Raw genomic sequence first — 21636 nt, forward strand, 5'->3', positions numbered from 1 at the left:
CTATTTAGTTACTCGTTTAGCCAAGCTGGTAAAATGGCAACCGACTCGGGAGCAGTAAAATCAGTACTTGCATTGGCGCTAATATCACCGCCGGCAGTACTTAAAATATTGTTAAATCGCATGACAACATTATTCGATTTTTCAGCTACGTATAAATCGCTACCGCTATACATAATATCAACAGGGTTACCTAACATGGTTGCAGGGCCGCTAATTGTCGCGCTTATATTCACTAAGCCCGATGCAGTAGCTGTATTATTTAATACGTAAATTTTACCATCGTCGGCAACGGCCGCACTTCCCACATCAGAAAGTATCAACGTGCCACTTAGTGCATCGTAATCTATTCCATGAATATTAGTAGGTGCCGCGACAGCTTCACCATTGTTTGCAGGAGTAATTAGTCTGTCTTCTGTATTTATGCTGGTTTCACCACTTAAAAGTTTGCTCTTCACTTGGTCAAATACAGCAACTGTACCATTGGTTAAAGCCACAAAAGCACGGTCGGTTTTACTGTCGTAATCTACATCCCATGGGCGAGCATTATTAGCAAAAGTTAAATTCATAAGTGGGCTGGCATCACCCGTTGTACAGGTAGAAAATATAGCAATACTTGGCGTAGTTTCGTTATTTTCGGCAACAAATATCATGCCGCTGTCTGAGGCTATATCAAGCCCTTTTGGCGATACTAAACCAGTATTAGCGCCCGTTATGATGCTATCTTGGTTAGTATTATAGGTTTGCCCGTCACGGGTAATTGCTACTTTAGTTGAAATAACAATTCCGCCCATACCGGTGCTGGCATTATCAAAGGTGGTATAGCTATTACCTGCTTTATCAAAACTAACGCTTTCGATGGTTTGGCTTGCATTATAGCTAGCCAGTTCAGTATTGAGCGCAGTATTAAAACGGCTTATTTGCCCTGTTGTATCGCCTGCAGCACTTGGGTTACTTGATACAGCTACACCAAGTAGTGCCATATTAGGCGTTTCACTGTCTGATATATCGGCCATGGTGGTTTGTGCTACCGTGTTGGCAATAGACTCAGGTTTAGTTGTGGCAGTGATTAAAGCTGGTGTAATGTCGCCGCTGTTGCCAGTAAATATATTGCTAAACACTAATATGGCATCGTTAGATTTTTCAGCTACTCGCAGGTCGCTTCCCTCTAATGCAATATCGACAGGGTTACCTAACATAGTTGCAGGCCCTGAAATACTGCGTGCTACTGAGGTATTTCCATCAGCTGATGATGCATTATTAATAACAAATAAAGCCCCATCGGTTGCATCAGATGCACTACTTACATCAGATAAAATAAGTTTATTGGTTGTTTCATCATAAACAATACCATGAATATTAACTGAAATTTGCTCCCCATTAGTATCGCTTGGTGTAATTGTCCGACTTGGCATAGCCGCAAATTCACCACTTACAAAGTTATCGTAAACGGCAACATCACCATTTGTGAGTGCAACGTAGAGTCGATCGTTAGTTTGGTCGTAATCTACATCCCATGGAGCGGCTTCGGTAATGGTGGTGGCAAGTGGAGCTACGTCTCCTGCAGCGCCTGTACCAAAGGTAGTAATTTGCATAGCACCAAAATCAGCGATAAAAATGAGACCACTTTTTTTAGCAACGGCAATCCCTTTAGGGTTTACAAGTGTGGTGGCGGGGCCTGTAATTTCTCGGTCTATATTATTTGCAAAGCTTGCGCCATCTTCTCTATTTGTAAGTTGGCAAATTGTTTTAATGCTGCCATTTGCACTGTCGCTTGCTTGTATTAAGTTACCAAGGCCATCAAATGCTACGCCTTCATTTGCGGTGGTATTAAATGTTTTTAACTTGGCAGCGTTTTGATTAATTAAATCAACAGTACCTGCATTCGCTTCACCATTATTAGCTAAAACAAATGTGGCAGCGGCAAAACCTGGGTTGCCGTTTGAGCCATCGGTTCCATCTTGTCCATTAGCGCCAGGAGTTCCGTCTACGCCGTTTTTTCCATCATCGGAGCTACAGCCAGAGATACCTATTAACACAGCAAGTGCTAATACAGAAAAACTAAGCGTATGTTTAGGTGAGTATTGTTGTGTACAAAGGGGAGTTAAGTTTGCTTTGTTCATCATTTTTACCTTTTTAATATTCCATCAAATGTAAGTAAATAACGTAGCTGCTTATACTCCACAGACTAATCAGTACGGACTATTTACATGTTAACCTCATAGGAATAACGGCTGTAAAATGAAACTGGATGCAAAAAAGTTAAAAATAAAAAAGGAGCCTTAGGCTCCTTTTTTACCAAACTAAATAAATAGCTTAAGCAATAAACGACTTAATTGAACTTAAAATACCTTGCTCACCTAAGCCCATCTCGTCATGCATTTGCGCTTGTGTACCGTGCTTAATAAATTCATCGGGGATACCTAAATTAAGTACGTGAATACGGGCTTTAATGCTAGCCAAGTATTCATTAACCGCAGAGCCTGCACCACCAGAAATGGCGTTATCTTCTAAAGTAACAATTACGTCGTGGCTTTGAGCAAGCTCATCTAGAAGTGCTGTATCAAGCGGTTTAATAAAGCGCATGTTGACAAGTGTTGCGTTTAATTCATTTGCTGCAAGCTGTGCGTTTTCAAGCAGTGTGCCAAATGACAAAATAGCAACTTTAGCACCGTGTTTAATTGTATCGGCTTTACCAATTTCAAGTAGCTGCATGTTGTTTTCAATGTCAGCTGTACCCGCACTTCCACGAGGGTAGCGTATTGCAACAGGGCAGTTGGCTTTATAACCTGTGTAAAGCATATGCCTACACTCGTTAGTATCGCTAGGTGCCATAATAACCATATTAGGTATGCAGCGCATAAAGCTTAAGTCGTACGCGCCTTGGTGGGTTTCGCCGTCGGCGCCAACAATACCTGCACGGTCAATGGCAAACAACACAGGTAAGTTTTGTAGGGCAACATCGTGTATAAGTTGGTCGTACGCACGCTGTAAAAAGCTTGAGTAAATAGCCACTACAGGCTTTAACCCTTCGCATGCAAAACCTGCAGCAAGTGTTACTGCATGTTGCTCTGCTATGGCCACATCAAAGTATTGCGTTGGGTGCTCTTTTGAAAAACGCACCATGCCTGAGCCTTCACGCATTGCCGGTGTAATAGCCATTAGCTTTTCATCTTGCTCGGCTATATCGCAAAGCCAATCGCCAAATACTTTTGAAAAAGTAGCTGCACCTGGCTTTGATTTAGGCAAGCTTGATATAGTCGGATCAAACTTTGGTACACCATGGTAGCCAATTGGATCGGCTTCAGCTGGCTTATAACCTTTACCTTTTTGCGTTTTGATATGTAAAAGCTGCGGGCCTTTTAAATTACGCATGTTACGAAGCGTATCTACGAGCATGTTTACATCGTGGCCATCAATTGGGCCAATGTAGTTAAGGCCTAGCTCTTCAAAAAAAGTACCAGGAATAACCATTCCTTTAAGGTGCTCTTCTACTTTGCTAGCAAGCTCCTTAACCGGAGGCACACCAGAGAGAAGCTTTTTACTGCCTTCGCGAATATTTGTATAAAAGCTGCCTGATAAAATACGCGCAAAATGATTAGTTAACGCGCCTACGTTTTCAGAAATCGACATTTCGTTATCATTTAAAATAATAAGCATGTCTGATTTAACATCACCTAAGTGGTTCATTGCTTCAAAAGCCATGCCCGCGGTAATAGCACCATCACCAATTACTGCAACTGTTTTACGGCCTTTACCTTCTTTTTGCGCCGCAATAGACATCCCAAGCGCTGCTGAAATAGAAGTACTTGAATGGCCTACACTGAACGTGTCGTATTCACTTTCTTCACGAAAAGGAAAAGGGTGTAAACCGTCTTTTTGGCGGATGGTGTGCATTGAATCACGTCGACCCGTTAAAATTTTGTGCGGGTATGCTTGATGGCCCACATCCCACACTAGGCGATCTTCAGGTGTGTTATATACATAATGTAGGGCGACTGTTAGTTCAACTGTCCCTAAACCAGACGCTAAATGACCGCTACTTTGCGATACTGAGTTGAGTAAATAGTCTCGTAACTCATTGCTAAACGCAGGGAGTTTATCTTGCGCTATATCGCGTAAGTGGGCTGGTTCGTCAACCAAGTTAAGTAATGGATACTTGCTACTATCAAGTGTCATGGTATTTATTTTGTCCTTCGCTAACACTCGCGCTAAATTATAAAACTATGCAAGTGTTGAGTAATAATGTCAGTGCTAAATGGCAATACGGTTACGTTGCGTTTAGTGGTCACGCTTAATTAGGTAGTTTGCCAGCGCGGCAAGAACAGAAGTATCAGCATCTATTTTAGCTAATGCCTGATGCGCTTGCTCAATTAAATCTTGCGCCATTTGCTTTGCGCCCAGCATACCTAACAAGGCTGGATAAGTCGCTTTATTAGCGGCTAAATCAGAGCCCTGTGGCTTACCTAAAGTAAAGGTGTCGCCTTCAACATCTAAAATGTCATCGTGTACTTGAAATGCCAGCCCTATAGCATACCCAAAAACGCTTAAGTTTTCTAAGGTTTGTTTGTCTGCTTTTTCGCTACACAGTGCGCCTAGAGTAATTGCACAATTGATTAAAGCGCCTGTTTTTAATCGATGGATTCGCTCAAGCTCTTGTACTGTAATAACTTTGTCGGTGGCTGCAATGTCTAAACCTTGCCCACCAACCATGCCTTCAAGCCCAGATGCATTTGCAAGCTTAGCAATCATTTTTACTTGTGTTTGCGCATTACAAGAAAAAGTATGCGAAGCAATAAGTTCAAAGGCTAATGTTTGCAGTGCATCTCCTGCTAAAATTGCATGCGCATCATCAAATGCAATGTGGCAAGTTGGGCGACCGCGGCGTAACTCATCGTCATCCATGGCAGGTAAATCGTCGTGCACTAGTGAATAGCTATGAATACACTCAATGGCGGCAGCCAATACGTTTAAATCTTGTTTATTAGCGCCGAGCATTTCACCCGTTGCATACACCAAAAATGGTCGTAATCGTTTACCCCCATTAAACAAACCATACTCAGTGGCTTGTTTAACCGTTTTTTCTGTATCAAGGGGCTGGTCAAAGTATTGCTGTAGGGTAGTTACAACATCGTGTTGAGCACTTTCTATTTTTTCTTTTATGCTCACGATTATTCCATATCGTTATTAAAGGAAGTGAGCGCTGCTTTTTCGCCATTTCCCATTAAAATTGACACTTTTTGCTCTGCTTGCTGTAACTTGCCTGTTGATGCATTAGCTAATGCGATACCGCGCTCAAACTGTTTTAACGACTGCTCAAGCGATAAATCACCTTGTTCCATTTCACTTACAATGGTTGATAATTCTTCGAGTGCTTGTTCAAAACTTAGGTTTTCAGGTTTTTTAGTCGCCATGTTTAATTTCAGCCAGCATGATAAATTTAGGAGCCAATTTTAGGGGGAATGCTAAACTAGGTCAAAGGATGATCGTTGTTTTTTGAGTAATATCAGTTTAAATCGTCTTTTTATGAAGTATAAGGTGCGCATTAGCTCTCACTATGTACAATAAAAATTAATCAGTAGCTAGGCTAGTAGGCTAACTTGATCTAAAATTAGGCTGAACACGGTGTTTTGCACTTTTTGCAAAAATGGCTTAAGTATTTCAGTATCTTGCCGATAAGCAGTTAATAATAAAAGTTTGAATAACAAAGTATAATACTTTGGAGGAAATGTGGATTTAGCAACCATAATTGGGATCCTTGGCGCAATTGGTTTAATTGTCATGTCCATGTTTATGAGTAGTAGTGGCGAAATGGGAATGTTTGCCGATGCTCCTTCTAGCGTAATTGTATTTGGTGGCTCACTATTTATAGTGTTATCAAACTTTACTCTGTCTCAATTTCTGGGCATAGGTAAAGTGGTAGGCAAGGCGTTCATGTTTAAAATTGAATCGCCAGAAGAGCTTATCGAAAAAGCGGTAGAACTTGCCGACTCAGCACGTAAAGGGGGGTTTTTAGCTCTCGAAGAAGCCGAAATACCAAACCCATTTATGCGTAAAGGGGTTGATATGCTAGTAGATGGCCACGATGCCGATGTAGTGCGTGCCACACTTCAAAAAGATATTTCTTTAACAACCACACGTCATGAACTCGGAGCGGGTTTGTTTAAATCCCTTGCCGATATAGCGCCAGCTATGGGTATGATAGGTACGTTAATAGGCTTAGTTGCCATGCTTTCTAACATGGATGACCCTAAAGCAATTGGCCCTGCCATGGCGGTGGCACTATTAACTACTTTATATGGTGCGTTTTTAGCAAACGTTGTGGCTATTCCAATTCAGGTTAAACTTGAACTACGTAAAGACGAAGAAGCAATGAATCAGCGTTTAATACTTGATGCTATTTTAGGGATTCAAGATGGCCAAAACCCTAAGGTAATTGAAGGTATACTTAAAAATTATCTTGCTGAGTCTAAGCGTAAAGTGGATACCGAGGAGTAACCATGTCTGATCAAGAGTGCAAATGCCCACCACCCGGTTTACCTGCATGGATGGGAACATTTGCTGATTTAATGTCGTTATTAATGTGCTTTTTTGTACTCTTACTTGCCTTTTCAGAAATGGATGTACTTAAGTTTAAACAAATAGCAGGCTCAATGAAGTTTGCTTTTGGCGTACAAAATAAAATAGAAGTAAAAGATATTCCAAAAGGGACGTCTGTTATTGCAATGGAATTTACCCCTGGTAAACCAGAGCCAACCCCTATAGAAACCATTCAACAGCAAACCGTAGAAATGACTCAACAAATGCTTGAGTTTCAAGCGGGCGATGAAAGCTCAGCCGGTGGTAGGCAAGAGCAACGCGGTGATAAGCGTGGTGGTGAATCGCGTAGTACTTCGCAAGAGCAGTCATCTGAGCAAGCAACTTCAGCGGCCGATCAAGAGCAAACAAATGAGCTAGTTAAAAAAATAGCGCAGCAACTCGAAAAGCAAATTATAGATGGGGCTATCGAGCTTGAATCCCTAGGTCAGCAAATTATTATTCGTATTCGTGAAAATGGATCTTTTCCATCAGGGAGTGCCTTTTTACAACCTAAGTTTAAACCTATCATTCAAGATATTGGTGTGCTGCTAAAAGATGTACCCGGTGAAATTACTGTTTCGGGGCATACCGACGATTTTCAGGTTTCAAACGAGTTATATATTAATAATTGGGACTTATCGTCAAAACGCGCGGTAGCAGTTGCAAGCGAACTGCAAACAGTACAAGGGTTTGATAAAAACCGGATGATGGTAGTGGGGCGTGCCGATACACGCCCGCTTGTGCCAAACGATTCAAATGAAGATCGCCGCAGAAACCGCCGAGTAGAAATATCAATCCTGCAAGGTAAGGCCAAAGAGTCAGACCCTATTGATGTACGCTAGGTTATTGCCTAGCGTTAAACTTTAGTAAATCAGTTTCATTTTAAGGTACTTTATCCCTTTAAGTATCTTGGCAATATCACCATTTTAGCTTACAGTACATTTCCTTAACATATGTAATGGAGTGCCTGTGAAAACAACCAATAAATATTGTGATATGCCGGGTAATGGTGACGGTACTGATGACGATACAAAAACAAAATAGGACAGAGTATTTTGCCTGAGTGGTTTTTGTATATTGTTAGTATTTTAAGTAAAAGCTGGGTTTTAATGCTAAGCCCGGCTATTTTTATATTTTTTGTATTTAAAGATCGCCTAGCCTTTCGATTTGTATTACTTACAGCAGCCTTTTTCCTCTTTGGTAACCTAACTGCTTCAAGCCTAAGAGCGTTTGATGACATTTATATTTATCGTTATTTAGTCTGGGCGCTCACCGATATTATTTGGATGGCACTTATAGCTTACTGGGGTATTAAGGATAAAGTTTACCTATGGCAATGTGTTATTGGGCAACTAGTTGTTATTGGCGCACCTATATTACAACTATTCCGATTAGTTGATCGCCATTTGTGGGATTTAGCTTACAGTACGGTTATTTATCAGACCCTAATGCCATTTATCAATATTGCCACGGTGGTTGTATGCTATTTACCTTTAATTATCCTTTTCACTAAGCAAGGCAGTGTAAGGTCAAAAAGAGAAAACTCCCCACCTTCAAAATAGCTGTGCTAAACTACTGTTTATATAACCAGTTATTGAGCAAATCCCATGAAACTCTATATTGCAGAAAAACCATCCCTAGGCAGAGCAATTGCTGATGCACTGCCAAAACCACATAAAAAATACGATGGGTATATAGAAGTAGCTAATGGTGATTGTGTCTCGTGGTGCATTGGGCACTTACTTGAGCAAGCAGAGCCTGATGACTACGATGAGCGTTTTAAAAAATGGCAATTCGAACATCTTCCTATTGTGCCTGACCAGTGGCAACTAAAAGCAAAAACTAAAACACGTAAACAGTTAACGGTATTAAAAAAGCTAATTAAACAAGCATCAGTTTTAGTTCATGCTGGCGATCCCGATAGAGAGGGTCAACTTTTGGTGGATGAGGTAATAGAACAAGCTAAAATAAGCAAAACTAAAAAGCAAAGTATTCAGCGTTTACTTATCAGCGACTTAAATTTAGCGGCAGTTAAAAAATCACTTAGTAGCATGCGCTCTAATAGAGAGTTTATTCCTCTTAGTGTATCAGCGCTTGCTCGTTCACGCGCGGATTGGTTATTTGGGATGAATCTCACTCGGGCTTATACGTTAGCTGGGCAAAAAGCAGGGTTTGGCAATGTGCTATCAGTTGGCCGCGTACAAACGCCCATTTTAGGGTTAGTGGTTAATCGCGATAACGAAATAGCTAATTTTGTATCAAAACCATTTTATGAAGTGTTGGCACATTTAGTTACTCCAGAGCAGCAGCTATTTACAGCTAAGTGGGTGCCGAGTAAAGCTTGTGAGCCTTACCAAGATGAAGAAGGGCGAGTATTAAATAAAGCACTTGGTGAAAATGTAGCTTCTCGTATAACTAACCAAAAGGGAGAGGTAACAGCACTTGAACAAAAACAAAAAAAGCAAAGTGCACCTTTACCTTATAATTTATCAGCACTGCAAATAGATGCGGCAAAAGCATTTGGTATGGCTGCCCAGCAGGTGCTTGATATTTGCCAAACACTTTATGAGCGCCATAAATTAATTACTTACCCTCGCTCAGATAATCGCTATTTACCTAAGGAACATCATTTAGATGCACCTGCAATTTTAAAAGCAATTTCAGCAAATGGCGGCCAAAAAGTAGAGTTGGTAAATGGTGCTAATACTAAGCAGCGCAGTAAATGCTTTAATGACTCAAAAGTAGCTGCGCATCACGCTATTGTACCTACGGGAAAGCAATTAAAATCAGCCAGCTTAGCCACTGATGAAGCAAAAGTGTATCAGCTTATTTGTAGGCATTATGTGATTCAGTTCTACCCTGATTACCTATATAACGAAACCAAAGTAGAGATAACCATTGCTGGTGGTTTATTTAAAGCTAATGCCAAGCAAGACGTAAGTTTGGGTTTTAAGGTACTAATGGGTAAAGGCGAGTTAAAAGAAGAAGCAACTTTACCTCATTTAGCTAAAGGGATGGCGCTTAATTGCACTAAAGGTGAGGTTATTGAAAAGCATACTACACCTCCATCACATTTTACTGATGCAACATTGTTGGCTGCGATGACAGGCATTAGCCGTTACGTTAAAGATCCTCAAATTAAAAAAGTATTAAAAGAGACCGATGGTTTAGGTACTGAGGCTACACGTGCAGGTATTATTGAACTGTTATTTAGGCGCCGTTTCTTAAAACGCGAAGGCAAAGCAATTAAAGCAACCGAAACCGGTTTGGCACTTATTAGTGTTTTACCACAAGGCCTAGCAAGCCCCGATTTAACGGCTAAGTGGGAGTCGAGCTTAGGAGATATAGCGCAACAAGCAATGAGTTATCAGCAGTTTTTACAGCCATTACTTGCTGAGCTTGAAGGATTTGTACACCAAGCTGTTAATTGCGATAGCCATGTATTTTCAAAGCTACCTAAAACACCTCTAAAAAAGCGTTTTGCTAAAGGTAGTAAAAAAACGTCATACAAAAAATCTAATTATAAAAAGAGCTCCGCAGCCACTTAATTGCGGAGCTCTTAAGTACTGCTTATTAATTATTAAATAAAGCCACCGCAGCGTTACTCATCGCTTTTATGCCTGTAGGTAGCGCTACTTTATAATCAGGTGCAAACTTACTTGAATGTAAAGAAGGAAGTGTTTCGTTATTTTCCATCGCTTTTGTATATTGTTGTTGGTTAACACCGCCTAACCAAAATAAAGTAATAGGGATGTTTTCATCTGTTCTGCCGTATAATCCAAAATCTTCACCAGCCATAACTGCTTTAGTTTTAAGTACATTAGTTGCACCAATTGCATCTGCAATAGCACCTCTAACAATATTTGTTTGCTCTGGGTTATTGTAAGTAGATGGAATAGACTCATCTTCATGTACATGAACAACAGGGTAGTGCGACTCTTCAAGCCCTGCGCTTTGTGCAATGCCTGCTGTTATACGTTCAATTGCTGCTATTTGAGCTGTGCGTACATCAGGGTTATAGCTTCTCAGAGTAAGTTGCAACTTTACTTCATCTGAAATTACATTATGTTTTGAACCACCATGAATTGAGCCTACAGTTATTACTGAAGGTTCAAGTGGAGAAAGCTCACGACTGGTTATAGTTTGAAGTGCTAATACAGTGCGAGCAGCAATAACAACAGGATCAACGGTAGTATGCGGGTAAGCGCCATGGCCACCTTTTCCTTTTATACTAATATCTACCGAATCAACACTTGCCATAGTGTATTCGTTTTTCATTGAAACTTTACCCGCAGGCACGCTGGCACTTACATGTAATGCAATAACGTGGTCGGGCTTTGCATATTTACTAAATAAGCCTTCACTTAACATTGCTTTTGCGCCACCACCTACTTCTTCAGCAGGTTGTGCAACCATCATCAATGTACCTTGCCACTCGTTTTTATGTGCAATTAGTTGCTCGGCGGTGCCAATAAATGAACTCATATGTATATCGTGACCACAGCCATGCATTACACCTACTTTGTTTCCATGCTCATTGATCACTTTTACTTTAGAGGCGTAAGGTTTGCCTGTTTGCTCAACAATAGGTAAACCATCTGTATCGGTGCGGATCATAATAGTAGGGCCATCACCATTTTTATAAATGCCGACAACACCAAAACCACCCACGTTATCGGTAACATCAAAACCAAGCTTAGATAACTGAGAAGCTATTTTTTTCCCTGTTTTTTCTTCATGATAAGAAAGCTCAGGAGATTGATGTAAATCGAGGTAAAATTTTTCTATGGCAGGCATTGTTTTCTTAAGGTTTAAATCAAGTGATTGTGCATTTAAAAATGGACTTGCTAATAAAAGTGCTGCACTTAAGTAACTAAATTTCATGGCTTCCCTCATTGTTTAATATCTATACCATGTGATTTATGGGTATATGACTTGTAATTATTATGTTTACCACCATATAAAAACCTAAATAAATGAATATGGCAATTAATTCAATGAGCAACCTAGTTAGTATCAACACGCAAAACCTTCAGCAAGTACTCGGTGAAACATCACAACAAAAGTTGGTGCTGCTAAACTTCCACTCACCACAAAGCCCCGAGTGTATTAGCCAAATAGGAATTTTAGAAAATTTAGCGACGCAATATAAAGACTATATAGTAGTAGCTAATCTAGATTGTGATGCAGAGCAAGCATTAGCTGCACAACTAGCACAACAAGTTGGCTTACAAACTTTACCTACACTGGTATTTTTAAAAGATTCAGCGCCAGTAGATTTATTAGCAGGCGTACAATCAGATGCGCAAATACGCGAAGTGCTTGCTAAGCATTTGCCAGCCCAGCAAGACTTACTTTTAGAGCAAGCTAAACAAGCTTTATTAAAGTCTGATTTAAACGCTGCATTTAATTACGCAAAGCAAGCCTATGAAATTGACAGCAAGAACGCACGAATCAAATTAGTGTTAGCTGATATATGTATTCAAATTCACAAATTGGATGATGCCCAAGCATTAATAGATACAATAGATGCACAAGAGCAAGATGCATACTTTCACAACATTAAAGCCAAATGCGAAGCTGCTTTAGAGGCAACCGACTCACCAGAGATCAAAGAAAAGCAATCTCAAGTTGAACAATACCCTAATGACCTTGAGCTAAAAATAGAATTGAGTAACTTACTAAATGACGCAGGCCGTAAAGAAGAGGCACTCGAAACTTTATTTACTGTCCTTAAAAAGGATTTAAACTTTAATGAAGCAAAGCCGAGCTTTTTAGCAATTATCGCTTCTCTTCCTGATGGTGATGCATTAGCAGCTAAATATCGTAGAAAGCTATACAGTATTTTATATTAATACCTAAGTGACACAGTAAATTATAAAGCACCTATATAGGTGCTTTATGCGTTTTATAAGGAGGAAAAATATTAAAGGTCGTTTTTAAATGTTGTTTTTGTATGTTTATTGTACTTATTTATGGGCTTTTGATTGTATATTGAGCGAACAGTGTTTTATTTGAAGTTTTCTCAATAAAACGCTTGCGTAAAAATCTGTTCTCCCTATAATGCGACCCCACTGAGACGGCAGAGCAGGCAACGCTTAGCGAGGCAAGCAAACCACTTAGTTAGTCGAGTAAAACTTAGTTTTAAAAACTTTCAAGTTTAACAAAATTAAGTGTTGACAAAAAAATAGGAAAGCGTAATATGCGCAGCCCTAGCGAGATAAAGTTTAACGCTTTAATCGCAACGTTCTTTAACAATATAAAGCAATCATCTGTGTGGGCACTCGTACAGATTGAGTTCTAACAGCCAAGCTACTTCGGTAGTGAGGCAAATAAATTTAGAGTCTCAATTGAAACTGAGTGACCAACAGAATAATTACTTAGGTAGTTATTCAGCACAGTCAATTCAATATCGAAAGATATTAAATAAATTCAGAATTCATTGAGCTGTTCTTCGGAACATAAAAACTTTTTAATTGAAGAGTTTGATCATGGCTCAGATTGAACGCTGGCGGCAGGCCTAACACATGCAAGTCGAGCGGTAACAGAAAGTAGCTTGCTACTTTGCTGACGAGCGGCGGACGGGTGAGTAATGCTTGGGAACATGCCTTGAGGTGGGGGACAACAGTTGGAAACGACTGCTAATACCGCATAATGTCTACGGACCAAAGGGGGCTTCGGCTCTCGCCTTTAGATTGGCCCAAGTGGGATTAGCTAGTTGGTGAGGTAATGGCTCACCAAGGCAACGATCCCTAGCTGGTTTGAGAGGATGATCAGCCACACTGGGACTGAGACACGGCCCAGACTCCTACGGGAGGCAGCAGTGGGGAATATTGCACAATGGGCGCAAGCCTGATGCAGCCATGCCGCGTGTGTGAAGAAGGCCTTCGGGTTGTAAAGCACTTTCAGTCAGGAGGAAAGATTAGTAGTTAATACCTGCTAGTTGTGACGTTACTGACAGAAGAAGCACCGGCTAACTCCGTGCCAGCAGCCGCGGTAATACGGAGGGTGCGAGCGTTAATCGGAATTACTGGGCGTAAAGCGTACGCAGGCGGTTTGTTAAGCGAGATGTGAAAGCCCCGGGCTCAACCTGGGAACTGCATTTCGAACTGGCAAACTAGAGTGTGATAGAGGGTGGTAGAATTTCAGGTGTAGCGGTGAAATGCGTAGAGATCTGAAGGAATACCGATGGCGAAGGCAGCCACCTGGGTCAACACTGACGCTCATGTACGAAAGCGTGGGGAGCAAACAGGATTAGATACCCTGGTAGTCCACGCCGTAAACGATGTCTACTAGAAGCTCGGAGCCTCGGCTCTGTTTTTCAAAGCTAACGCATTAAGTAGACCGCCTGGGGAGTACGGCCGCAAGGTTAAAACTCAAATGAATTGACGGGGGCCCGCACAAGCGGTGGAGCATGTGGTTTAATTCGATGCAACGCGAAGAACCTTACCTACACTTGACATACAGAGAACTTACCAGAGATGGTTTGGTGCCTTCGGGAACTCTGATACAGGTGCTGCATGGCTGTCGTCAGCTCGTGTTGTGAGATGTTGGGTTAAGTCCCGCAACGAGCGCAACCCCTATCCTTAGTTGCTAGCAGGTAATGCTGAGAACTCTAAGGAGACTGCCGGTGATAAACCGGAGGAAGGTGGGGACGACGTCAAGTCATCATGGCCCTTACGTGTAGGGCTACACACGTGCTACAATGGCGCATACAGAGTGCTGCGAACTCGCGAGAGTAAGCGAATCACTTAAAGTGCGTCGTAGTCCGGATTGGAGTCTGCAACTCGACTCCATGAAGTCGGAATCGCTAGTAATCGCGTATCAGAATGACGCGGTGAATACGTTCCCGGGCCTTGTACACACCGCCCGTCACACCATGGGAGTGGGTTGCTCCAGAAGTAGATAGTCTAACCTTCGGGAGGACGTTTACCACGGAGTGATTCATGACTGGGGTGAAGTCGTAACAAGGTAGCCCTAGGGGAACCTGGGGCTGGATCACCTCCTTATACGATTTAGAACTTATTTGTTCGTAGTGTCCACACAGATGATTGTTAGTTAGTAATGCTCTTTGGGTTTACTAATTAATATGCTCTTTAAAAATTTGGAAAAGCTGATAATAAAATTCTGATAAATATTCGTATTTATCAAGAGTTTTCAAAAGTAAAAAAGAATGATAGCAGTATCATTCAGTGCCATTTAATCACTCTTATGAGTTGATTGATTGGTATCTACTTTAGTATTCAATATTAACTTCTGGCGAAGTTAAACTGTCACATAACAAAGACCCGTTTGGGTTGTATGGTTAAGTGACTAAGCGTACACGGTGGATGCCTTGGCAGTTGGAGGCGATGAAGGACGTATTAACTTGCGATAAGCCTAGTCAAGCTAGTAAAAAGCGCTTGAGACTAGGATTTCCGAATGGGGAAACCCACCTGCTTGCAGGTATCGTTAACTGAATACATAGGTTAACGAGGCGAACGCGGAGAACTGAAACATCTAAGTACCCGTAGGAAAAGAAATCAACCGAGATTCCGATAGTAGCGGCGAGCGAAATCGGAACAGCCCTTAAGCTTATTATGTGTTAATGGAAGGCTCTGGAAAGTGCCACGATACAGGGTGATAGTCCCGTACATGAAAAGACATTTTAAGTGAAATCGAGTAGGTCGGAGCACGTGAAACTTTGACTGAATATAGGTGGACCATCATCTAAGGCTAAATACTCCCAACTGACCGATAGTGAACCAGTACCGTGAGGGAAAGGCGAAAAGAACCCCTGTGAGGGGAGTGAAATAGAACCTGAAACCGTGTACGTACAAGCAGTAGGAGCCTACTTGTTAGGTGACTGCGTACCTTTTGTATAATGGGTCAGCGACTTATATTTTGTAGCGAGGTTAACCGTTTAGGGTAGCCGTAGGGAAACCGAGTCTTAACTGGGCGAATAGTTGCAAGGTATAGACCCGAAACCCGGTGATCTAGCCATGGGCAGGTTGAAGGTTGAGTAACATCAACTGGAGGACCGAACCCACTAACGTTGAAAAGTTAGGGGATGACCTGTGGCTAGGAGTGAAAGGCTAATCAAACCGGGAGATAGCTGGTTCTCCCCGAAATCTATTTAGGTAGAGCCTCGGACGAATACTTACGGGGGTAGAGCACTGTTAAGGCTAGGGGGTCATCCCGACTTACCAACCCTTTGCAAACTCCGAATACCGTAAAGTAATATCCGGGAGACACACGGCGGGTGCTAACGTCCGTCGTGAAGAGGGAAACAACCCAGACCGCCAGCTAAGGTCCCAAAGTCATAGTTAAGTGGGAAACGATGTGGAAAGGCCCAGACAGCCAGGAGGTTGGCTTAGAAGCAGCCATCCTTTAAAGAAAGCGTAATAGCTCACTGGTCGAGTCGGTCTGCGCGGAAGATGTAACGGGGCTAAACTATGCACCGAAGCTGCGGATTCATCTTAGGATGAGTGGTAGGGGAGCGTTCTGTAAGCGGTTGAAGGTGTACCGGGAGGTATGCTGGACGTATCAGAAGTGCGAATGCTGACATGAGTAACGATAATGCGGGTGAAAAACCCGCACGCCGGAAGACCAAGGGTTCCTATCCCATGTTAATCAGGGTAGGGTAAGTCGACCCCTAAGGCGAGGCCGAAAGGCGTAGTCGATGGGAAACGGATTAATATTTCCGTACTTGGTATAATTGCGATGGGGGGACGGAGAAGGCTAAGCAAGCATGGCGATGGTTGTCCATGTGAAAGTGAGTAGGCTAGCGACTTAGGTAAATCCGGGTTGCTGTTAGGCTGAGACACGAGACGAGCACCCAAGGGTGTGAAGTTGCTGATGCCATACTTCCAGGAAAAGCCTCTAAGCTTCAGATTATACCGAATCGTACCCCAAACCGACACAGGTGGTCAGGTAGAGAATACTAAGGCGCTTGAGAGAACTCGGGTGAAGGAACTAGGCAAAATCGTACCGTAACTTCGGGAGAAGGTACGCTCCTATCTGTGATGAGACTTGCTCTCTAAGCGGACGGGAGCCGCAGTGACCAGGTGGCTGGGACTGTTTATTAAAAACACAGCACTGTGCAAAATCGCAAGATGACGTATACGGTGTGACACCTGCCCGGTGCCGGAAGGTTAATTGATGGGGTTATCCTTAGGGAGAAGCTCTTGATCGAAGCCCCGGTAAACGGCGGCCGTAACTATAACGGTCCTAAGGTAGCGAAATTCCTTGTCGGGTAAGTTCCGACCTGCACGAATGGTGTAACCATGGCCACGCTGTCTCCACCCGAGACTCAGTGAAATTGAAATCGCAGTGAAGATGCTGTGTACCCGCGGCTAGACGGAAAGACCCCGTGAACCTTTACTACAGCTTGGCACTGAACATTGAACCTACATGTGTAGGATAGGTGGGAGACTTTGAAGCAGCGACGCTAGTTGTTGTGGAGTCGTCCTTGAAATACCACCCTTGTAGTTTTGATGTTCTAACGTTGGCCCCTGAATCGGGGTTACGGACAGTGCCTGGTGGGTAGTTTGACTGGGGCGGTCTCCTCCCAAAGAGTAACGGAGGAGCACGAAGGTTGGCTAAGTACGGTCGGACATCGTACGGTTAGTGTAATGGTAGAAGCCAGCTTAACTGCGAGACAGACACGTCGAGCAGGTACGAAAGTAGGTCATAGTGATCCGGTGGTTCTGAATGGAAGGGCCATCGCTCAACGGATAAAAGGTACTCCGGGGATAACAGGCTGATACCGCCCAAGAGTTCATATCGACGGCGGTGTTTGGCACCTCGATGTCGGCTCATCACATCCTGGGGCTGAAGTCGGTCCCAAGGGTATGGCTGTTCGCCATTTAAAGTGGTACGCGAGCTGGGTTTAGAACGTCGTGAGACAGTTCGGTCCCTATCTGCCGTGGGCGTTTGAGAATTGAGAGGGGTTGCTCCTAGTACGAGAGGACCGGAGTGAACGAACCGCTGGTGTTCGGGTTGTCATGCCAATGGCATTGCCCGGTAGCTACGTTCGGAACTGATAAGCGCTGAAAGCATCTAAGCGCGAAGCAGGCCTCGAGATGATTTCTCACTAGACTTTTAAAGTCTCTGAAGGGCCGTTGAAGACTACAACGTTGATAGGCAAGATGTGGAAGTGGTGTGAGCCATTAAGCTAACTTGTACTAATTACCCGTGAGGCTTAACCATACAACGCCAAACGCGTTTTGTGACAGAAACAAGCGACAGAAGTTAATAGCTAAAGTAGATATTACTTAGAAAGACTTAAAAAATATTATCAGATATTTTCCAGATTTAGTTGGTACGTAAAAACGAACTGACGACCAAATTTGCTTGGTAACCATAGCGTTTTGGACCCACCTGACCCCATGCCGAACTCAGTAGTGAAACGAAACAGCGCCGATGATAGTGTAGCATTTGCTATGTGAAAGTAGGACATTGCCAGGCTCCAAATACGAGAAAGCCGCTTCAGAAATGAAGCGTTTTTTTTGCTGTCTGGGGTTTAGCAAAACCAAGAGCCCATACTAAGCTCAGTAGCTAAACAAAACAGCGCGAAGGCGAGCCCCGCACAAGACCGGCCCGACACAATGATAGTGTAGCATTTCACTGTGGCTCTCCACCGCTGTAGGCACTACTATATTCTACTGCGTAGCGCACCGACCTCAAATAAGAGAAAGCCGTAGCTATAAGCGTATTTAATCACAAAGCCACTCAATATCTAGTATTAGTAATACAGTAACATTTCACTGTAGCTATCTATCACTCAGGGCACCACGACATTCTACGGGCTAAGCTACCGCCACTAACCCAGGAAAGTGAAACGGGGCAGCTCTACCTTGCTTAAATAGCTTATTATGTACACTTAGGTAGTAATAATTAAAGCCTCATGATTGCTTAAGCTAATTTAAAAACTGTTGGTAGGATTTATACATTTAGACGTTTTATTAATAACTTGGATATGAGTATTAAGCTTTCTCTAAGGACTTAATTACTTTTCAATTGGGGCGCATGTTGGACTTCCCAGCTTTCGCTAGACAGTTTTTAACTCAGAATAATACGCTTCTTCAAACTTAGCAGGTGAAACACCGCCTGTGTGTGAATGGCGCTTTTTTGGATTGTAAAACATTTCTATAAAATTAAATATCTCAGCTTTCGCATTTTCGCGTGTCGAGTATATCTTGCGCTTAACTATTCGCTTTTTAATTGTCGCAAAAAAGCTTTCAGCAACCGCATTATCATGACAGTTCCCAGCGCGGCTCATCGAAGGCACAAGATTATGTTCTTTCATAAATGCGAGATAGTCAGCGCTACCGTATTGGCTACCTTGATCACTATGCACCATTACCTCAGCCTTCGGTTGACGTTGATATACAGCCATTATCAATGCGTTTATAACAAGGTGCTTGTCCATACTTTTATCCATCGACCAACCCACAATACGCCTAGAGAATAAGTCCATTACTGTTGCCACATATAAAAAGCCTTCATAAGTTCTTATGTAAGTTATGTCGCTAACCCAGGATTGATTCGGTGCTGGCGGGTTAAATTGGCGCGCTAATAAGTTATCTGCAATCCGCGATGTCTTACCGCCTTTAATATGGCGACGCTTATACCCAATTTGCGCTTTAAGCTTATGTTGTCGCATGATCTTCGCAACACGGTTTACGCTGCATTGCTCACCGGCTTCACACAAGTCTGCATGTATCCAAGGGCTACCATACGTGCCACCACTGGCTACATAAAACGCTTTAATGAGCTTCAACAAACGATTATCTTCAAGCGCTCTATCACTTAAGGGCTTTTTTAACCACGCATAAAAACCACTTCGGTGCAGCTTAAAAAGGCGGCACATCGTCGTGATAGAAAACTCATCTTCGTGATCACGAATGAAGCCGTACTTTACTCGGGGTTGCTGGCAAAGTACCTTGCGGCCTTTTTTAAAATATCCCGTTCCTCCGTGACACGTTTCAATTGTGCTTCTAATTTAGCGATCTTCAATTTTTCATCGGATGATTGAACGGCTTTAGGTTTATCTGATAATTGGCTCCGCCAGTGATATAGCGTTTTGGTACAAATATCTAATCGTTCAGCGATTTCTGCAACTGAATATCCGCGCTCAGTAATTTGTTTAACAGCAGCTTCTTTAAACTCTTGGGTATAACGTTTGCCTTTGCTCATAAAACACCTCTTATTAGAAGTTACAATGTAACTCATTAGGTGTCTGGCAAACTATGGGAAGTCCATGTAAAGCTTTAATGGCTAATCGCTTTTGTAGAGTCATACAGTGAGCTTACTATGTATTAGCAATCCTTATTCTGTGTAATGAATTAGTACATAAGTTTTAATTGCCTCTATTTATTGTTAAATAAGGAAGGGTTGGAATGATCATTTGTAGATTGCAGTTTAAATACTAAAAGTGTGTGTTATGAGCTGAAAGGAAGTGCCTGAAACAAAAATGCCAGCACTCGGCTGGCATTTATACAGGCTTTACGTTATTTACGCTTTAGGACCTGCATGTTTAATTTCGTCAGATACGTCGTACTTAGCAAAGTTTTCAGTAAAGTCTGAGGCTAGCTTTGCAGCATACTCAGCGTACATACCTTTGTCTTCCCAAGTATTGATTGGGTTAAGTAAGTTAGTATCCACACCTGGTACTTCTAGAGGTACTTCTAAGTTTAATACGTCAATGTGTTGTGTTTCAACATTGGCAAGCTTACCAGATACAATTGCATCAATAACTGCGCGAGTAGTTGGGATGTCAAAGCGCTTACCGGTTCCGTATGGGCCGCCAGTCCAACCTGTATTTACAAGGTAAACTTTAGCACCAAACTCACGTACACGCTTCATTAGTAGCTCTGCGTATGCACCTGCTGGACGCGGGAAGAAAGGCGCGCCAAAACATGTCGAGAATGTAGACTCTATATCGCTAGTTGAACCAATTTCAGTCGAGCCCACTTTTGCCGTGTAACCACTTAAAAAGTGAAACGCTGCGGCTTCTTCACTAAGGACTGATACCGGAGGTAAAACTCCACTTACATCACAGGTTAAAAACACGACGGCTTTAGGCTCACCAGCACGGTTTTCTACTTTTCGCTTTTCTACGTGCTCAAGTGGATAAGCTGCTCGGCTGTTTTGTGTCAAGCTTGTATCATTAAAGTCAGGCGTGCGCGTTTCATCCAATACAACATTTTCTAAAATTGTACCAAAGCGAATAGCATCCCAAATTACAGGCTCGTTCTTTTGTGAGAGGTCGATACATTTAGCATAACAGCCGCCTTCTATGTTAAACACACTACCTGGCGCCCAGCCATGTTCGTCGTCGCCAATTAAAAAGCGCGTTGGATCGGCTGATAAGGTTGTTTTACCTGTGCCTGATAAGCCAAAGAATAATGCTGTATCACCTGCTTCGCCAACATTAGCTGAGCAGTGCATAGGTAATACACCTTTAGCAGGAAGGAGAAAGTTTTGAACGGAAAACATCGATTTTTTCATTTCACCGGCATAACGCATACCAGCAAGTAATACTTTGCGTTGTGCAAAGTTAATAATAACCGTGCCATCACTGTTTGTGCCATCGCGCTGAGGGTCGCAAACAAACGAAGGTACATTCATTACCTGCCATTGGGGTAAATCAGATGCATTATAAGATTTAGGTTCGATAAACATGTTTTTAGCAAAAATATGGTGCCACGCTGTTTCTGTAGTTACAACTACAGGTAGGTAGTGCTCGGTATCTGCGCCAACTTCTAGGTGAGAGGTGAAGTGGTCATTACTTTGCACATGTGCTTCTACGCGAGCCCATAAAGCGTCAAATTTGTCAGTATCAAATGGGCGATTTACATTACCCCATTGGATATCATTTTCGGTTGTAGCCTCTTTTACTATGAAGCGATCTTTAGGTGAACGACCTGTACGCTTACCTGTAATTGCAACAAAGGCTCCATTTGCGGCTAGTGTCCCTTCGCCACGACGGATCGCGTGCTCGACAAGTTCAGCTGCGGTTAAATCGACAAAACGTGTTGCGCTTGTAGTCATGTTTATACCTAACTATGTGTGAGA

Annotated in this window: 12 protein-coding genes and 3 rRNA genes; 8 read left to right on the plus strand and 7 right to left on the minus strand. The window is 42.5% G+C overall.

Annotated elements, in window-relative coordinates; all coding sequences use genetic code 11:
- Window positions 1-8: 8 nt before the first annotated feature.
- The 4 genes from PESP_RS03930 to PESP_RS03945 all read right to left on the minus strand — a co-directional run bounded on the left by PESP_RS03930 (window position 9) and on the right by PESP_RS03945 (window position 5411).
- Window positions 9-2120 carry an NHL repeat-containing protein gene (locus PESP_RS03930; protein ID WP_089346863.1) on the minus strand — a complete coding sequence of 704 codons (2112 nt, stop codon included), beginning with the start codon at window positions 2118-2120 and terminating at the stop codon, window positions 9-11.
- Window positions 2121-2313: 193 nt separating this feature from the next.
- Entirely contained in the window at window positions 2314-4176 is a 1863-nt protein-coding gene (gene dxs, locus PESP_RS03935) for a 1-deoxy-D-xylulose-5-phosphate synthase (RefSeq protein ID WP_089346864.1), read from the minus strand.
- A 102-nt stretch (window positions 4177-4278) separates the two neighbouring features.
- The gene (gene ispA, locus PESP_RS03940; protein WP_089346865.1) at window positions 4279-5166 is read right to left on the minus strand and encodes a (2E,6E)-farnesyl diphosphate synthase; all 888 of its coding nucleotides are present in this window, start codon (window positions 5164-5166) and stop codon (window positions 4279-4281) included.
- A gap of 2 nt (window positions 5167-5168) precedes the next feature.
- On the minus strand, window positions 5169-5411 hold the full coding sequence (locus PESP_RS03945; RefSeq protein WP_089346866.1) for an exodeoxyribonuclease VII small subunit: 243 nt from the start codon (window positions 5409-5411) through the stop codon (window positions 5169-5171).
- Between the two features lie 316 nt (window positions 5412-5727).
- Between PESP_RS03945 and pomA the strand changes: the two genes are divergently transcribed.
- The 4 genes from pomA (at window position 5728) to PESP_RS03965 (ending at window position 10124) form a co-directional block, all read left to right on the plus strand.
- A complete protein-coding gene (pomA, locus tag PESP_RS03950; protein ID WP_004586874.1) occupies window positions 5728-6495 on the plus strand; it encodes a flagellar motor protein PomA in 768 nt (255 codons plus the stop codon).
- A gap of 2 nt (window positions 6496-6497) precedes the next feature.
- The gene (locus tag PESP_RS03955; RefSeq protein WP_002961733.1) at window positions 6498-7418 is read left to right on the plus strand and encodes a flagellar motor protein MotB; all 921 of its coding nucleotides are present in this window, start codon (window positions 6498-6500) and stop codon (window positions 7416-7418) included.
- A 213-nt stretch (window positions 7419-7631) separates the two neighbouring features.
- Complete coding sequence (locus PESP_RS03960) at window positions 7632-8138, plus strand: hypothetical protein (protein WP_089346867.1); 507 nt, start codon at window positions 7632-7634, stop codon at window positions 8136-8138.
- A 45-nt stretch (window positions 8139-8183) separates the two neighbouring features.
- Window positions 8184-10124 carry a DNA topoisomerase III gene (locus PESP_RS03965; protein ID WP_089346868.1) on the plus strand — a complete coding sequence of 647 codons (1941 nt, stop codon included), beginning with the start codon at window positions 8184-8186 and terminating at the stop codon, window positions 10122-10124.
- Between the two features lie 25 nt (window positions 10125-10149).
- On the opposite strand, the gene PESP_RS03970 is transcribed toward PESP_RS03965, so the two are convergent.
- Window positions 10150-11460, minus strand: a complete 1311-nt coding sequence (locus tag PESP_RS03970; protein ID WP_089346869.1) for a M20 metallopeptidase family protein — start codon at window positions 11458-11460, stop codon at window positions 10150-10152.
- Window positions 11461-11573: 113 nt separating this feature from the next.
- Here PESP_RS03970 and PESP_RS03975 point away from each other — a divergent pair, with 113 nt between their 5' ends.
- The 4 genes from PESP_RS03975 to rrf all read left to right on the plus strand — a co-directional run bounded on the left by PESP_RS03975 (window position 11574) and on the right by rrf (window position 18024).
- Window positions 11574-12431 carry a tetratricopeptide repeat protein gene (locus PESP_RS03975; RefSeq protein WP_089346870.1) on the plus strand — a complete coding sequence of 286 codons (858 nt, stop codon included), beginning with the start codon at window positions 11574-11576 and terminating at the stop codon, window positions 12429-12431.
- Window positions 12432-13049: 618 nt separating this feature from the next.
- Window positions 13050-14585 (plus strand): 16S ribosomal RNA (locus PESP_RS03980).
- Window positions 14586-14879: 294 nt separating this feature from the next.
- A 23S ribosomal RNA gene (locus PESP_RS03985) occupies window positions 14880-17766 on the plus strand.
- A 143-nt stretch (window positions 17767-17909) separates the two neighbouring features.
- A 5S ribosomal RNA gene (gene rrf / locus PESP_RS03990) occupies window positions 17910-18024 on the plus strand.
- The 16S, 23S and 5S rRNA genes sit together here, the layout of an rRNA operon.
- 583 nt (window positions 18025-18607) lie before the next feature.
- On the opposite strand, the gene PESP_RS03995 is transcribed toward rrf, so the two are convergent.
- Window positions 18608-19755 (minus strand): IS3 family transposase gene (locus PESP_RS03995; RefSeq protein ID WP_089346871.1). Its coding sequence is split into 2 segments (ribosomal slippage): window positions 18608-19518 and window positions 19518-19755, totalling 1149 coding nucleotides; the frame shifts between segments, so codons are not numbered across the junction.
- A 318-nt stretch (window positions 19756-20073) separates the two neighbouring features.
- Window positions 20074-21612 (minus strand): phosphoenolpyruvate carboxykinase, encoded by a 1539-nt coding sequence (locus tag PESP_RS04000; RefSeq protein WP_089346872.1) that lies wholly within the window; start codon window positions 21610-21612, stop codon window positions 20074-20076.
- Window positions 21613-21636: the final 24 nt, after the last annotated feature.

This window comes from Pseudoalteromonas espejiana DSM 9414 (assembly GCF_002221525.1).
GTDB classification, from domain to species: domain Bacteria; phylum Pseudomonadota; class Gammaproteobacteria; order Enterobacterales; family Alteromonadaceae; genus Pseudoalteromonas; species Pseudoalteromonas espejiana.

Excerpts from the sequence above, each read along its gene's own strand:
- PESP_RS03930 (WP_089346863.1), bottom strand. The coding sequence starts at position 2,120 with ATGAACAAAGCAAACTTAACTCCCCTTTGTACACAACAATACTCACCT.
- dxs (WP_089346864.1), bottom strand. The coding sequence starts at position 4,176 with ATGACACTTGATAGTAGCAAGTATCCATTACTTAACTTGGTTGACGAA.
- PESP_RS03945 (WP_089346866.1), bottom strand. The coding sequence starts at position 5,411 with ATGGCGACTAAAAAACCTGAAAACCTAAGTTTTGAACAAGCACTCGAA.
- PESP_RS03955 (WP_002961733.1), top strand. The coding sequence starts at position 6,498 with ATGTCTGATCAAGAGTGCAAATGCCCACCACCCGGTTTACCTGCATGG.
- PESP_RS03965 (WP_089346868.1), top strand. The coding sequence starts at position 8,184 with ATGAAACTCTATATTGCAGAAAAACCATCCCTAGGCAGAGCAATTGCT.
- PESP_RS03970 (WP_089346869.1), bottom strand. The coding sequence starts at position 11,460 with ATGAAATTTAGTTACTTAAGTGCAGCACTTTTATTAGCAAGTCCATTT.
- PESP_RS03975 (WP_089346870.1), top strand. The coding sequence starts at position 11,574 with ATGAGCAACCTAGTTAGTATCAACACGCAAAACCTTCAGCAAGTACTC.
- PESP_RS04000 (WP_089346872.1), bottom strand. The coding sequence starts at position 21,612 with ATGACTACAAGCGCAACACGTTTTGTCGATTTAACCGCAGCTGAACTT.